Here is a 15,061-nt window from a genome sequence, read left to right as displayed (position 1 = left end):
CGTGCGGCCTGCACACGGCCTGTTGCATGATTTGTGATGCATTGTATCCCTGAGTCTGTTTCAAGTAAGGCAAAAAAAGAATCAGTCAAGGGTTTCGCGTTGTTTCCTGAGTTGTTCGAGTTCCTGGCTGAGGGCCGTGATGCGGTCATCGAGCAGGGCCTTGTCACTCGTTTCATCCATGGGCTGCATCGGCGCATTGGGGGTATAGCCCCCCCAGGCGAATCGTCCCTGTCCCGTGCCCCAACCTCGGCCCCATCCGCCGCCTCGGCCGAAACGGGGTCGCATTCCGTATCCGGTTCCTGAACATCGGCCAAAGCCACCGCCCGTCATGGGGCCTTGTCCTCTGGGTCCTGTTCCGTCGAATCCTGGCATGATCCATTCCTCCTTGTTGCGTTGTGATTGTTCCCCTGGTGGCCTCACAAGTGGAGCATCGGGCGCGATGACACCGTAAGGGGCCAGGAAAAAGATCGTTGCCAAAAAATGGTTGCCCGTATGAATGAACATTGCATTTCATACCGGGGTAAAAAATATTTTTGCTTACCAGTGCCCGGGCTTGTTAGCATCGGCCGTAGGGGTGAGCTCGCCTTTTTTGTACGCCTCGACAGCCTCGCCGACCGTGCCGTTGGAAAACAGGTACATGGCGATATTACCCTGATTGAGAGCGGCAAAGGCTTTGGGTCCGATATTGCCGCTAATGACCGCCTGGGCCCCGGTTTTGGCCACATTTTGGGCCGTCTGGATGCCGGCGCCCTGGGGAATGTTCAGGTTCTGGTCATTGGATGCGAACTCTATGGTTTCGGTTTCCAGATCATAAACCAAGAAACCTTTGGCGCGACCGAATCTCGGGTCAACCATGCTCTCCAGGGTATCACCCTGTGAACTGATAGCGATTTTCATGCGGTATCCTTATTTGAGGTTGTTGGGGTTGCTGTTCAAATGGGGCACATTGTGCTGCCGTGCGTGACCGAATCTGCGGCCTCGACCCTGCCCCCGTCCACCGCCGCGACATTGTCCCTTGCATCCCGGCATGGCCAGATCTTCAAGGGTATTGTTCTGCCAGGCTGTGAGCACCGCATCGATTTCTCCGCAAATCCAGGGGATGACATCGATATCACTGCTGCTGATCAGGCGAAGGGTGCATCCGGAGATACCTCCGCAAACGAGGGTGTTCACCCCGCAGGACACAATGGAAGAGACCTTGGAAGGGAGGTCGCCGAACGGGAGGGAAATGTGTCCTGCGGGGCAAATATGTTCATCTTCAACATCGTAGATACGGAATTCTGAGGCATTGTCGAAAAGCACTGCCAAACGGGTTCCATAACAAGCGAGACACAGACGCATACCAGATTCCGGATTCGATGGTTGAAGAGATGTGTTGCTACAATATGCCACAATGTGATTCGATAAAGCATGAAAGATGCCATGTTTTTAGTTGTTTTTATTTCAGTATGTTATAGTTTTGAGTAAATGATAAGGAAGAAAAATGAGCCTAATTTGTTGTGAAGAGGGCGTTTTTTGAGCCCATTTTGCAAGACACAAACGGGGTGGATAACCCCGGGGAAATGAGATAAAGAGCCCATCGTTCACCTGTCCGTGATGCGACATATCGTCCATGAGATCATAGCGACCATCCTGGTCGAGGAGGAAGGCTCATGCCTTTGCGACATCATGCCGAAAGAATCAGAATCTATGTCGGCGAAAACGACATCTACGAGGGCGTGCCGGTTTATGAGCGGCTTTTAAGAACCGCGCAAGCCATGGGAATTCCCGGTGGAACAGTGACCAGGGGTATCGCCGGATTCGGCGTCCGCGGTGTCAGGACGAACAAGATTCTCCGGATCTCCGAGAACATGCCCCTGGTCGTGGAGATGGTCGCCAACAGTGAGCCTATCGGTCCTTTTCTGGAGGCCATCAAACCCATGATCGCCGAAGGCCTGGTAACCCGTGAACCCGTGGAGGTCGTTTTCTACCATCACGAGTCCCTGAAAGACCAAACTGCAACCACAAGCACAACGAGCACATCATGACTACCATTGGAACCCCTTTGTCACCTACGGCCACCAAGGTTCTTCTGCTCGGCTCGGGAGAATTGGGCAAGGAAGTCGTCATCGAACTGCAGCGACTCGGCGTGGAGGTCATTGCCGTGGACCGCTATGAAAACGGCCCGGCCATGCAGGTGGCCCATCGTTCCTACACCCTGTCCATGCTGGATGGAAAACGGCTCCGGGAGATCGTGGAACAGGAAAAGCCGGACTATATCGTCCCTGAAATCGAGGCCATTGCCACGGATACCCTGGTGGAACTCGAGGAGGAAGGGTTCACGGTCATCCCAACGGCCCGGGCTGCACGGCTGACCATGAACCGGGAGGGAATCAGGCGACTTGCTGCCGAGGAGCTTGGCATCATGACCTCCCCGTACCGTTTCGCGGCCACAAGGAAAGAATTTCTCGAGGCGGTTGAAGCCGTGGGCATACCCTGCGTGGTCAAGCCGATCATGAGTTCTTCCGGGCATGGTCAATCAGCTGTCAGGAGCAAGGACCAGATCATGCCTGCCTGGGAATTGTCCCAGAGCGAGGGCAGGACCGGCGCCGGAAAGGTCATTGTCGAAGGATTTGTTGATTTCGACTACGAGATCACTTTGCTCACGGTTCGGCATGCGGGAGGAACCTCTTTTTGTCTGCCCATCGGCCATCGACAGGAAAACGGGGATTATCAGGAATCCTGGCAGCCTCAGCCCATGTCGGAAGCGGCTCTCGAAAAAGCCCAGCAGGTGGCCGAGGCCGTGACCTCCGCCCTGGGCGGATACGGTATTTTCGGTGTGGAACTATTCATCAGGGGGGATGAGGTTCTTTTTAGTGAGGTATCCCCGCGTCCTCACGATACAGGTATGGTCACGATGATCTCTCAGGATCTTTCTGAATTCGCCCTCCATGCCCGGGCCATTCTGGGACTGCCCATTCCTTCCATCGCCTTTCACGGTCCGTCGGCATCGAGTGTGATACTGGCCCATGGGACCTCGATCTCCACTGTCTATGGCAACCTGGATACCGCCCTGAAGGAACCCGATACCCAGATTCGTCTTTTCGGCAAACCAGAGGTCAAAGGCCACCGACGCATGGGAGTGGCTCTTGCCCGGGATACCTCTGTGGAAACCGCCAGGGACAAGGCCCATCGGGGCTCTGCCGCTGTAACTATTACCTTGTAGGATGAGAGAAAATGAGTACCAAACAACCGACCACGCGTGTCAATCATATCCTGGGTCCCAACCTGCACAAGGGATCTCATAGCCGTGCCCACGCTCGATTTTTTTGTCTGCGCTGCTACAGCCCGCTGGAAACCGTCAGGACCTGACGCAACGTTCTTTTGCATTGCACGGCGTGCGGTGCGCAATATCAGCTGAATCAATACGGTCGGATGATCGAGGATGACATGGAAGATTGTCTTGGCGATATTCCGTGTGACAGATTGTAGCCGGTACCGATATGGTTTTCGAACTCCTTTAGCTGAATACCGGATCAATATGACCTGGGCAAAAAGGGAACCCCCTTTTTGCCCATTGTTTTTTGTTGCCTGGGACCGTAATGATGTTGATACACCCGAATCATCGGTTCAAGGAACCTAAAAACCACCAATCAAGGAGAATGCGTGGACGAACAGCTTGAAAAACTTCAGGCAGAGATGGCCTTTCAGGAAAGGACCATTGAAAAACTCAATCAGGCCCTCATTTCCCAGCAATGTCAGATTGACGAAATGGGACGGCAGATACGCTTCCTGGCCGAGAAGTTACGTGAGGAGCGCCTTGTGGAACATACCAACGAACCTGACCCCCCGCCGCCGCACTACTGATCTGGGTCACCCACTTCACAATCTCAAGGTAGAGGTGTACGCGTGCAACCTATCACCACATCCATTTTCGAGCTCTTCAAGATTGGTCCTGGCCCTTCGAGTTCGCATACAATCGGGCCCATGAAGGCTGGATTTGATTTCATCACTACTATCCGTCAACTTCCCGAAGAGTTGCTTTCCAGGGCAGCCTCCATCAAGGTGCATCTGTATGGGAGCCTGAGTGCAACGGGATTGGGCCACGGCACGGATCGAGCGGTTTTGGCAGGTCTTTTGGGAGAAGATCCCAAAATCTGTTCTTCTGAATTCATGGATGGCCTGAACAGGAAGGATACTGCAGGATACCGGGTTGCCCTGGGATCACAAGAGCTCACCATCACCTGGACAGACATCGTGTTCGATGATTTTGACAGGGATTCGTTGTTCAGCAACACCCTGGTTATTCGTCTGCTCGATCATGGTGGGGCATCGCTTTTCGAGCGGGAATACTATTCCGTTGGTGGCGGATTTATCCAGTGGGAGGGGCAGGTCGAGGAAGATCGGGGTAGCCCTGTATATCCCTATTCGACCATGGGTGATCTCAAGAAAATCCTCCGTTCCGAAAATCTTCGTCTTCATGAGGTCATTCTGGCCAATGAAAAGGCCATTACCGGCGCTTCAGAAGAAGAGATCACCGCTGGGCTCGATCATATCATCACGACCATGGAAGAGGCCGTGGATACGGGCATCCATACCGAGGGCATTCTGCCCGGACCCATTGGACTGCATCGCAAGGCTCCGGTTTTATACAGGCGGGCCTGCAGGATGTCCCATTCAGTGGATTATCTCATGGTCGCTTTGACGGCTTACGCCTTTGGGGCCTCCGAAGAGAACGCGGCCGGACACAGGATCGTTACCGCGCCCACCGCAGGTGCCAGCGGGGTGGTACCTGCGGCCGTCTATATCCTTAAAAATTACAGGAACATCGCTTTACATGCACTGTATGAAGGGTTGATGGCCGCGGCATCCGTGGGTTTTCTGGCCAAGCATAACGCCTCCATTGCCGGGGCCGATGTCGGCTGTCAGGGAGAGATCGGCGTGGCCTCGGCCATGGCCGCCTCGCTTCTGGCCTATGCCAAGGGATACCGTTTTCAGGTGGCGGAAAACGCAGCTGAAATCGCCTTGGAACATCATCTCGGTCTGACCTGTGATCCGGTGCTGGGGTATGTGCAGATTCCCTGTATCGAACGGAATGCCATGGGTGCCCTCAAGGCCTATACCGCCTTTTTGATTGCCTCGGCCGAGATCCCGGGTAATCACAAGGTCGATCTCGATCAGGTCATCCGGGCCATGGCCGAAACAGGACGAGACATGTGCAAGAAATACAAGGAAACCTCTCTGGGCGGCTTGGCCCTGAGTGTGGTGCAGTGTTGATGGGAGTGTGCAGGGGGAGTGCGCAGGAAAAGAAGGGAGACGGGAGAAAAGGAGACCGGAGACGGGAATGGCGAATGGAAGGTGAATGTATGTAGGGGCGAACCTTGTGTTCGCCCGACGCCCGAACCTTGTGTTCGCCCGACGCCCGAACCCGGAACGAGCAAAAGGAAAAGAAGGGAGACGAGAAATGGCAAAACAAACATGCCGTGCCTCCGGAGACGTCGGTAACAGGGAAATTTCAGTTCGAAGAGTGGCAGGTTTTCAGGATTCCACAGAAATCCGGGGGAAAAGTTTGCGGCCTGAAGCCTGCGCGACGAATGGTTTACACCCAACAATGACAATTTTTTGATGGAATTCGGCAGGTAATTATCAACTCACAACAATGGATACTATTTTGGAAGCATCATATTCCAGGGGAAAGGGGCGTATCCTCTTTCCCCTGTTCGCGTTGACCGGTATTTTCTGGATCAATTTCTTTTCCAGGATCATTCTGAGTCCGCTCATCGTTCCGGTTCAGCAGACCTTTGCGTTGTCTATTTCCCAGACGGGCTGGCTGTTTCTCGCCACCTCGGCCGGATACAGTGTGGCCCTTTTCTGTTCTGGATTCGTGTCATCCCGGTTGACGCATCATAAAACCATTGTCCTTTCGCTGCTTACCCTGGGCATGGCCCTTGGGATGACCGGTATGGCTTCCTGTTTTGCCTGGATGCTGGCCGGGCTCTTTCTGGTCGGGATCGGTGGGGGACTTTATCTGGGATCAGGGGCGGCGAGTATCACCGAGGTGGTACCGATCGCCCATTGGGGCAAGGCCTTTGCCCTGCACGAAACCGCTCCAAGCGTGGCCTTCTTGGCCGCCCCCCTGGTGGTGGAGGCGGTGTTTCTCTTTGGGACCTGGAGAACGGTCCTGTTCCTTCTCGCCGGGGCATGTTTTTGCGTGGGGGTCTTGTATTTGAGCTTTGGCCGTGCCGGCAGGTTTGCGGGACAACCCCCGAGCCTTGGTAATATCAGGATCATTGTCACAAATCCTGCCTTCTGGATCCTGACCGTTGGATTCGGATTGTCCATCGCCATGGAGATCGGGGTATACAATCTGCTCCCCCTGTATCTGGTTCATGATTTTTCGTTTGTTCGGGAGGATGCCAATTTCCTTTTGTCTGTCAGCCGGATTCTTGGACTGGTCACCCTTGTGGGCGCCGGATGGCTTACGGACCGGTTGGGTGTGCGTACCGCCCTGATCATCTTTGTCGGCTGTGCAGGCGCTTCAACCATCGCCCTTGGTTGGGGATCGCTTTCCTGGATTATTTTCATGCTTTTTATTCAGCCGGTTTTTGTGGTCTGTTTCTTCCCGGCCGGATTTGCGGCCCTTTCGACTATAGCGCCCCCCAAGATGAACGATCTGGCCGTGGCCCTGTGCGTGACCATCGGCGGGATCGCAGGCAGCGGCATTATACCGTTATGCATGGCAACTGTGGCCGATCATCTCGGATTCGCCTATGCATTCACCCTGCTGGGAGGAATCATGATTCTTTTTCTTCCCTTTTTCTTCCGACTTCGGGTGAACACGCCCTGAATCTTAGAACTGTTCCATTTTTCAGGAAAAATCTCTCTATCTCAGGAGAAGGAGGCTCAGGGCCATGACCGCCATGCCGGCAAGCAGGCCGAGCAGGCTGTCGTGGCCTTTTCCGTAGGCCCTGCTGGTGGGTAAGAGTTCATCCAGGCTTATGTAGACCATGATCCCGGCCACGCCCCCGAAGAGACAGCCCAGGATCTGGGGGGGGAGTATATCTCCCCCAAGGAAAAGGCGCAGACCGATATAGGCGATTCCGGCGCCCACGGGTTCTGCCAGGCCACTGAGCAGGGAATAGACAAAGGCCTTTTTCCTGTCCCCGGTTGCATAGAAGATGGGTACGGAAACACTGATTCCTTCCGGGATGTTATGCAGGGCAATGGCGATTGCAATGGCTACCCCCAGAGTCGGGTCCTGCAGGGCTGCCAGGAAGGTGGCCAACCCTTCGGGAAAATTGTGGATGCCGATGGCCAGGGCCGTGAACAACCCCATGCGCAGGAGCTTGGTGTCGTTTGCGGGCAGCGGCTTTGCACCATGTGGGGACGCGGTATGATCCGCAGTGATGATGTTCGGCAGGGGCGCCCTCGGATCATGAAGCGGGGCGGTTTCAAATTCGCTGTGAACCACATGGGGGTTCTCTTCCTCGGGAACCAGGGCGTCGATCAGGCCGATGAGAAGTATCCCGGCAAAGAAAGAAGCGACACTGATCCAATGTCCTCGAGGATCCCCGTAGGTGATGATCAGAGCGTCAAGACCCTTGGGGAGAATTTCCACAAATGAGACGTAGAGCATCACCCCCGCAGAAAATCCCGTGGCCACAGAAAGGAAACGATAGTTGGTCCGCTTGGCCGTGAAGGCGATGATGCTGCCGATGCCGGTGGCAAGTCCGGCGAAAAGGGTGAGTCCGAACGCTGTCCATACGGCTGTCATAACGAACGTCTCCTTGAGAGGACAGGGGGGCTGAGAACGAAGTGCGCAGTGCATACAGTATGCAGTACGCAGGGCGCAGTGCGCAGGAAAAAAACCAAAAAAGCGACAATTTTTTTCCCGAATCGACTGGAGACGAGCAGATAGCAAAAAAGACCGCATCCTGGAAGATGCGGTCTTTTAATTGAACTGCTGAGATAGTCAACGAAGGAATTAGATGCCTTCTTCTTCCATCTTCTGTTTGATCAGGTCACCGAGGTTGCTTCCTCCGGCTGCAGCGGCCTGCTTCTTGGCCACTTCCTTCTGCTGCTGCTTGATGGACAGTCCGAGTTTGTGGTCTTCGGAGCTGACGTGGATGACCTGGGCCTCAATGGTATCACCTTCATTGAAGGCTTCCTTGGGCTCTTTGATTTTCTTGCCCATCTCGGAGATGTGCACGAGTCCTTCGATACCCTCTTCGACTTCGACAAAGAGACCGAAATCAGTGATGTTGGTGATCACGCCGTTGACATTGCTGCCCACGGGATACCGGTTGGGAACGTCCAGCCAGGGGTCTTCGGAGAGCTGTTTGATACCCAGGGTGAACTTTTCGTTCTCCTTGTCCACCAGGAGAACCTTGGCCTGAACCACATCGTCGACCTTGTAGATTTCGTTGGGATGGTGGATCTTTTTGGTCCAGGACAGGTCGGAGACATGAATGAGACCGTCGATACCTTCCTCGATGCCGATGAACAGACCAAAATCAGTGATGCTCTTGATCGGGGCCTCGATGATCGTTCCGGAAGGATATTTTTCAGCGACCAGGTCCCAGGGATTGGGGCTGACCTGCTTCATGCCGAGGGAAATCCGCTTTTTGTCAGGTTCGACACCAAGGATGACCACCTCGACTTCGTCACCGAGATTGACCATCTGAGAAGGATGCCTGAGTTTGCGGGTCCAGGACATCTCAGAGATATGCACCAAACCTTCAACGCCGGGTTCGAGCTCCACAAAGGCACCGTAGTCGACCAGATTGGTGACCTTGCCGGTACACTTGGTTTCTGCAGGATATTTTTCAGAGATGTTCTCCCAGGGGTCCGGAACAAGCTGCTTCAGGCCCAGGGAGACCTTCTGTTTTTCACGATCGAACTTGAGAACCTTGAGTTCGAGCTCATCGCCGAGCTGGACAAGTTCCTTGGGATGCTTGATGCGCTTCCAGGACATGTCCGTGATGTGCAGCAGCCCGTCGAGCCCGCCCAAATCAATGAACGCACCGTAATCGGTGATGTTCTTGACCACACCTTTGACGATCTGGTCTTCTTCGAGAACGCTCAGCAGGGCAGTTCGTTTCTTCTCCCTGGCCTCTTCGAGGAGGACGCGGCGGGAAACGATGATGTTGCTACGCTGGCGATTGATTTTCAGAACCCTGAATTCGAAGTTCTGATCAACCAATGCGTCCATATCAGGAACCGGCCGCAGATCGACATGCGATCCGGGCAGGAAGGCTTCCATATCATTGATGTCGACGATATAGCCGCCTTTGATCCGCCGAACGATCCGACCGGTGATGGTCTTCTTGTTTTCAAGAATGTCTTCGAGTTCGTTGAGAAACTGCATCCTTTTGGCCTTCTGGTGGGAAAGGATGATCGTTCCGGTGGAGTCCTTCTTGGAAACCACGAACACATCGACGGTGTCGCCGATATTGACATTCACATTTCCTTCGCTGTCCTTGAATTCGGAAACAGGCAGCTGGCCTTCGGATTTGAAATTGACATCGACCAGAACGTAGTTGTCGTCGACCTTGACGACCTCGCCTGTGACGATGTTCCCGACCTGTACATTGCCGAAATCGGAATCGAGATAATCTTCGAGAGCGGTCTCGAAATCCATCTCCATGTCCATTTCATTGTCAATGTCTACGTCGGCGTTTGAGTTGGTTGGTGTTGCAAGGTTTTCCATGTTAGATACATACCCCCTAAACAGATAAATTTTCGGCTCTCTAGCAGAATGTTTTTGGCTTGACAATGATAAATTCGTTCGCTGGAAAAATATGAAGCCGTTTGTATCGTTCAATCGAATCTGAACCACGAATCGAATGTTGGAGAATTCTATCGCCTTCATTCAGCAATAAGTGTAATGAATACAGAATCCAGTTATGTTTTTTTATCGGTTAAGAGCATGTTTTTATTGTTTCGAACTTTTGTTGAGTTCCGGCCATGATATCATCGAGCCCGGAACCCCATTCCGTAAATCGGTGGAATCCATTTTTCGATCGTCGCAGATAGCGCTGCCTGTAAAATAGTGCTTGCATCTCCTGGAACCCGTATATAAAAGCTCCTGCGTTTTTATGGAAATCGGATGACGGCAGCTGGAGAGCGTTCCCTCTCTCTTTTTTATCGGGGAACCACCGAAGAAGTGAATCTTTCAGGTCCAAGAACAGCTGTCTGACGAGCCTCTGGAGAGACTCCCACGCGGGAGCACCGAAGGAGCAAATCGGCCCGTGGCCGGTGAAACTCTCAGGTACCAAGGACAGAGTGTGTGCGGCCGGGTTGCTGGTCAACCTTTCGCGTTTGTCTTGCCATATCCTCCCTGTGTGTCATCCGTTTCTGCTCACCTCCAATTGTAAGGATTTGAAAGAAATGGATGTTCTTGCCTTGTTGGGCACCATTGATTCCTTTGTCTGGGGTGCCCCCCTTCTCGGCCTTCTCGTTGGAACCGGAATCTATCTTTCTTTGCGTCTCGGATTTCTGCAGATTGTGCGTCTTCCACTGGCACTCAAATATGTTTTTTCCGGCAATGAGGGCAAAGACGTTCAGGGCGATGTTTCCCCCTTTGCCTCCCTGTGCACGGCCTTGTCCGCGACCATTGGTACCGGAAACATCGTTGGTGTGGCCACGGCCATCAAGGCCGGTGGGCCCGGCGCCCTGTTCTGGATGTGGATGGCCGCTTTTTTCGGTATGGCCACCAAGTATGCCGAGGCCCTTTTGGCCGTAAAGTACCGGGTCGTGGACGCGAACGGTCAGATGTCGGGCGGACCCATGTATTATCTGGAGCGGGGACTTGGAAGCAGGCTGCTGGCCAGGATGTTCGCTTTTTTCGGGATCGGGGTGGCCTTCTTCGGCATTGGAACCTTTGCCCAGGTCAATGCCATCAAGGACGCTACGTTCATGACCTTTGGCCTTCCCGCATGGGTTGTGGCGGTGGTACTGACCGTGCTCGTGACTCTGGTCACTCTGGGCGGGATACGCTCCATCTCGAGTGTGGCCAAGAAGATTGTTCCCTTCATGGCCGTGGCGTATGTTCTGGCCTGCCTGGTCATCCTGATGAAGGGTGCCGGTCAGATACCTGCGACCATAGGATTGATCATTGAATCGGCCATCAATCCCCAGGCGGCCTTTGGCGGTGCGGCCGGGGTGACCGTGATGATGGTGATGCGTAGCGGAGTGGCCAGGGGGGTCTTTTCCAATGAATCCGGGCTGGGAAGCGCACCCATTGCAGCGGCAGCGGCACGGACCGACTCCTGCGTCCGTCAGGGGCTCATCGCCATGACCGGGACGTTTTTCGACACCATCATCATCTGTACCATGACCGGGATCGTTCTGGTGATGACCGGAGTATGGAATGCACCGGATCTGGCCGGGGCCGCCATGACCACCACGGCCTTTGCCCATGGTCTGGCCGGCAGCATTGGCAACTATATCGTCACCATCGGCCTGATCTTCTTCGCCTTTACCACCATCCTCGGGTGGAACTACTATGGCGAGCGGTGTACGGAATACCTCTTCGGTGTCCGGGGAATACGTCCCTATAAAATGGTCTACATCGTGCTGGTCGCTTCGGGAGCCTTTCTCAAACTGGAAATGATCTGGGTTCTGGCCGACATCGTCAACGGACTCATGGCCATCCCCAATCTGATCGGGCTGCTCGGTCTTTCGGGCGTGGTCATTGCCGAGACCAGGGCGTATTTTGCATCCAAGTGTCCATGTTCCCCTGTTTGCGTGAACACGTAGGGTCAGGCTCCAAACAAAAAACCGCCGGTACGGGAAACCCGTGCCGGCGGTTTTTTGTTTGGAGGTTCGGATGGGCCGTTCCGGACCCCCCCTGTCCGTACCTTCATGCGGTACATTGCCCGGAAAACGCACCGGGGTGATCACGCCTCCTGAACCCGAAAACGCGTGAGCCTACAGCCAGTTTTTTTTCTTGAAATAGGCAAGCAGGGATATCGCCACGCAGGCCATGATTCCCAGAATGACATAATAGCCGTATTTGAAGTGCAGTTCCGGCATGATCTCGAAATTCATCCCGTACACCCCCGCAAGAAAGGAGAGGGGGATGAAAATGGTCGCGAACATGGTCAAAAATTTCATGGTCTCGGCGAGCCGGTTGTTCATGACCATGTTGTAATAGTTCAGGTGATCGTTGAGCATCTCCCGATAGATATCCACCGCATCCACGGTCTGCTCGGCCATGTCCACGAGATCCATCAAAAAGGGATCAAGGGGTGTTGAGACGAGCTCGTTTTCGGTTCGGACCATCCTGAAAACGATTTCCCGGGCCGGACGCACGGCCTTGCTGATATAGGCCACCTCCCTGCGAAAGAACATGATCTCCTCCAGCAATGCGGGGGTGGGATCGCCAAGGACCTCCTGGTCAATCCCTTCGATCTGTTCGCCCAGTACTTCCATCGTCTTCAGGTAGTTTTCGAAAATGCAGTCGAGAAGCGCATAGAGCAGATAGTCAGGCCCCCTGTTCCGCAATCTTCCACCTGGTTTCTGAAGTCGGGTCCGAACCGGGTCAAAGAGATCCCCGGGTTTTTCCTGAAAGGTGAGCAGACAATTCTCCTTGAGGACCGCACTGAATTGTTCCGCCTGGATCGTGGTGTGGTCCTGATTAAGAGAGAGCATCTTCAGGGTGACAAAGACGGCATCGGAAAATTCCTCGAATTTCGGTCGCTGCCCGGTGTTGGTCACGTCTTCGAGAACCAGACCGGGCAGATGAAACGAGGACCCGATGGAGGCTATGAGTTCCGGGTCATGGAGTCCATCGATATTCAACCAGCAGCAGGGCGCTCCAGGAGCCGGGGGGGCGAGGCCCTCCACGTCCCGGATAGAAACGTCATCCAAGGAGGTTGCCGAATACTCGATTTTCCGCAGACGGGGTTTTTCGATTTTTTGGGCCCCGATGAAGACCGGGGCTCCGGGAGAACGCCCCACCTGCTGGTCTCTTTTTTTGAGAAATCTGGCCACGTATCACCTCCGAAGGAAGCAGGGTGCGGGATTGTCCCCGCACGGATGATGGACTGAAGATCCTTTTTGTGGATACCGTGAATTTTGTACAAAGAAAAGCCGGTCGTTGTGATTTCCCCCTGTTCCGCATTCCTCGAATGCGGATTTTTTTTTGTCCGGAAGGCAAAAGTGACCCGAGAAGGCGTCATGCGCATCGTTTGAAGGCTGGATTGTGAATGAATACGAAATAAGAAAACGTATTATTTTATTGACTCAAAAAAATAAAAGTAATACCAAACGCAGCAATTTTGTGAAAAAAGGTGATTAGATGAATACTCTTTCTCGTTTTGTGTCGCATGTCCTTTTTTTTATCCTGATCGCGGTGTCGGCAGGTCCGGCCCTGGGCAAAGACATCGCAAGGGACACGGACAATGACGGCCGGGTGGACCGGGTGGCCCGCTTTGACGATCACGGTGCGCTTGTATCCCTGACGGTGGATGGTGACGGGGACGGACGGATGGAGCGGCGTCAATGGTATGCGGACCGGACCCTGGAAAGGGTGGAACAGGATCTGGATGGGGACGGATTCTGGGAACACAGGGATTATTATGCCAATGGTACGCGCCGGAGGCAGGAGGTCTTTGCGCCCGGCGGGAATCTTCTTCGCATCGTCCTGTTCACCGTCCAGGGGAGCGTGACAAAAACCCTTCGAGATACGGACGAAAACGGTCAGATGGACACCGTGTGCAACTATGTCCGCGGAAAGCTCGAGGTGTGTGAAAAAGACGCAGACGATAACGGCCGCTGGGAGGTGCGTCAGGAATTCGTGAGCGGCAGCCTTGCAAGGCGCTTGCAGGACACGGATCAGGACGGATTCGCCGAGACGGTGATCACCTTTGATGCGTCGTCCATGCCCGTGCGAAGTGAGCATGATCTGGATAAAGACCGCTTCCGGGAGACCGTCAGAACCTATGCCGGCGGGGAGGTCGTGAAGCAGGAAAAAATCACCGCTTCCGGTGGAGCGGTCTTTGAACGACTCGTTTTTTCAAAGGGGCAACCCGAGAGGATGGAACGGTTTGCCGGGAATGCCACCCTGCCCTTCGAGATCCTGGAATTCACGAACGGGCATCCGGTCATCCGCAAGCGGGATACGAACGAGAACGGTCTCATGGACGAGCATGCCGAACTGGACGACACGGGGCGGCCCAGGCGGATAACGCAGGATACAAACGACAACGGCCATGCGGACAGGATTTCGCTCTTCACCAGGGGGCACCTGTCCAGCCAGCGGGTGGATCAGGATCATGATGGGTTTTTCGAGACAACCACCCGATTCGAGAAGGAACAGCCGGTGTGCATGGAACGCGACAGGGACAAGAACGGAAAACCGGATGTGGTGATCCGTTACGACGATCAGGGGCGCAAGGTATCCCTGACCATGGATCAGAGCGGGAACGGTCGCATGGACACCTGGCAGGATTACCAGGACGATGTTCTGCAGCGCATCCGCCGGGACACGACGGGAAACGGTCGCATCGATACCGAGGCATGGTTTGTCGGCGGGACCAAAAGTCGGCTGCGTCACGATGCGGACGGGGACGGATATTTCGAAACCGTCCAGTATTATGACCGCGACGGCTGGGACATGGTTCTGGAGCGCGATGCGGGCAAAGGGACCTCGCTGGTGGCCCGATTGTACTACAAAACCGGGGGACTGCGGAAAAAGGAGCACCTTTCAGCCCGGGGTGAAGCGCAGTACGTGGAATGGTTCGGTCCTGACGGCATGTTGACCAGGAGCCGTGAACAGGAACCGGGCGGCGGCCATCTGACCTGGGTGTACGGGAAGGGGGGCGAGCCGCTGCGGGCTGAACGCGACCAGGACGCAGACGGGAGGGCCGAAGAGGTTTTCGTGTACGAAAACGGGATGCTCGCACGGGTCGAAGAAGACAGTAACGGGGACGGACAGATCGATATCTGGGAATATTTCGACGGTTCCGAGGCCCTGGTGTGCAGAAAAGAGGATCTGGATCATGACGGAACGCCTGATCTGGTCAGGGAAACGAGTAATCAGACCGCATCGGTTCGGGATGTCACGCAAGAATAATCA

Annotated in this window: 15 protein-coding genes and 1 riboswitch; of the genes, 9 read left to right on the top strand and 6 right to left on the bottom strand. The window is 54.5% G+C overall.

What is annotated here, in order from left to right; translation table 11 throughout:
* Window positions 1-81 precede the first annotated feature (81 nt).
* The 3 genes from ACTVJH_RS11250 to ACTVJH_RS11240 all read right to left on the bottom strand — a co-directional run bounded on the left by ACTVJH_RS11250 (window position 82) and on the right by ACTVJH_RS11240 (window position 1,341).
* Window positions 82-372 carry a DUF5320 domain-containing protein gene (locus ACTVJH_RS11250; RefSeq protein ID WP_455990574.1) on the bottom strand — a complete coding sequence of 97 codons (291 nt, stop codon included), beginning with the start codon at window positions 370-372 and terminating at the stop codon, window positions 82-84.
* A 165-nt stretch (window positions 373-537) separates the two neighbouring features.
* Window positions 538-897: a NifB/NifX family molybdenum-iron cluster-binding protein gene (locus ACTVJH_RS11245; RefSeq protein WP_455990571.1), complete on the bottom strand. Its 360-nt coding sequence runs from the start codon at window positions 895-897 to the stop codon at window positions 538-540.
* Window positions 898-906: 9 nt separating this feature from the next.
* Window positions 907-1,341, bottom strand: a complete 435-nt coding sequence (locus ACTVJH_RS11240) for a NifB/NifX family molybdenum-iron cluster-binding protein (RefSeq protein WP_455990568.1) — start codon at window positions 1,339-1,341, stop codon at window positions 907-909.
* A gap of 311 nt (window positions 1,342-1,652) precedes the next feature.
* Between ACTVJH_RS11240 and ACTVJH_RS11235 the strand changes: the two genes are divergently transcribed.
* The 7 genes from ACTVJH_RS11235 to ACTVJH_RS11205 all read left to right on the top strand — a co-directional run bounded on the left by ACTVJH_RS11235 (window position 1,653) and on the right by ACTVJH_RS11205 (window position 6,826).
* Window positions 1,653-2,027, top strand: coding sequence for a DUF190 domain-containing protein (locus ACTVJH_RS11235; protein ID WP_455990565.1), 375 nt, complete (start codon window positions 1,653-1,655; stop codon window positions 2,025-2,027).
* Window positions 2,024-3,205 (top strand): formate-dependent phosphoribosylglycinamide formyltransferase, encoded by a 1,182-nt coding sequence (purT, locus tag ACTVJH_RS11230; protein ID WP_455990562.1) that lies wholly within the window; start codon window positions 2,024-2,026, stop codon window positions 3,203-3,205. The genes ACTVJH_RS11235 and purT overlap by 4 nt, the downstream gene beginning before the upstream one ends.
* A gap of 11 nt (window positions 3,206-3,216) precedes the next feature.
* Window positions 3,217-3,351 carry a hypothetical protein gene (locus tag ACTVJH_RS11225; RefSeq protein WP_455990559.1) on the top strand — a complete coding sequence of 45 codons (135 nt, stop codon included), beginning with the start codon at window positions 3,217-3,219 and terminating at the stop codon, window positions 3,349-3,351.
* A 12-nt stretch (window positions 3,352-3,363) separates the two neighbouring features.
* Window positions 3,364-3,471, top strand: a complete 108-nt coding sequence (locus ACTVJH_RS11220) for a dual CXXC motif small (seleno)protein (RefSeq protein WP_455990556.1) — start codon at window positions 3,364-3,366, stop codon at window positions 3,469-3,471.
* Window positions 3,472-3,645: 174 nt separating this feature from the next.
* Entirely contained in the window at window positions 3,646-3,846 is a 201-nt protein-coding gene (locus ACTVJH_RS11215) for a SlyX family protein (RefSeq protein WP_455990553.1), read from the top strand.
* A gap of 42 nt (window positions 3,847-3,888) precedes the next feature.
* Complete coding sequence (locus ACTVJH_RS11210; RefSeq protein ID WP_455990550.1) at window positions 3,889-5,256, top strand: L-serine ammonia-lyase; 1,368 nt, start codon at window positions 3,889-3,891, stop codon at window positions 5,254-5,256.
* A 394-nt stretch (window positions 5,257-5,650) separates the two neighbouring features.
* Window positions 5,651-6,826: an MFS transporter gene (locus ACTVJH_RS11205; RefSeq protein WP_455990547.1), complete on the top strand. Its 1,176-nt coding sequence runs from the start codon at window positions 5,651-5,653 to the stop codon at window positions 6,824-6,826.
* Window positions 6,827-6,862: 36 nt separating this feature from the next.
* Here the strand turns inward: ACTVJH_RS11205 and zupT are convergent, their stop codons facing one another.
* Complete coding sequence (gene zupT / locus ACTVJH_RS11200) at window positions 6,863-7,753, bottom strand: zinc transporter ZupT (protein ID WP_455990544.1); 891 nt, start codon at window positions 7,751-7,753, stop codon at window positions 6,863-6,865.
* 210 nt (window positions 7,754-7,963) lie between these two features.
* Entirely contained in the window at window positions 7,964-9,688 is a 1,725-nt protein-coding gene (locus ACTVJH_RS11195) for a 30S ribosomal protein S1 (RefSeq protein ID WP_455990541.1), read from the bottom strand.
* A 486-nt stretch (window positions 9,689-10,174) separates the two neighbouring features.
* A riboswitch (glycine riboswitch) is annotated at window positions 10,175-10,272 on the top strand.
* Window positions 10,273-10,368: 96 nt separating this feature from the next.
* Here ACTVJH_RS11195 and ACTVJH_RS11190 point away from each other — a divergent pair.
* Window positions 10,369-11,739: an alanine/glycine:cation symporter family protein gene (locus ACTVJH_RS11190; RefSeq protein ID WP_455990538.1), complete on the top strand. Its 1,371-nt coding sequence runs from the start codon at window positions 10,369-10,371 to the stop codon at window positions 11,737-11,739.
* Between the two features lie 171 nt (window positions 11,740-11,910).
* Here the strand turns inward: ACTVJH_RS11190 and corA are convergent, their stop codons facing one another.
* Window positions 11,911-12,975, bottom strand: a complete 1,065-nt coding sequence (gene corA / locus ACTVJH_RS11185; RefSeq protein ID WP_455990535.1) for a magnesium/cobalt transporter CorA — start codon at window positions 12,973-12,975, stop codon at window positions 11,911-11,913.
* Between the two features lie 307 nt (window positions 12,976-13,282).
* Here corA and ACTVJH_RS11180 point away from each other — a divergent pair, with 307 nt between their 5' ends.
* Complete coding sequence (locus tag ACTVJH_RS11180) at window positions 13,283-15,058, top strand: hypothetical protein (RefSeq protein WP_455990532.1); 1,776 nt, start codon at window positions 13,283-13,285, stop codon at window positions 15,056-15,058.
* Window positions 15,059-15,061: the final 3 nt, after the last annotated feature.

This window comes from Desulfoplanes sp. PS50, assembly GCF_053851535.1.
This window is presented reverse-complemented; position numbering and strand designations above follow the sequence as displayed.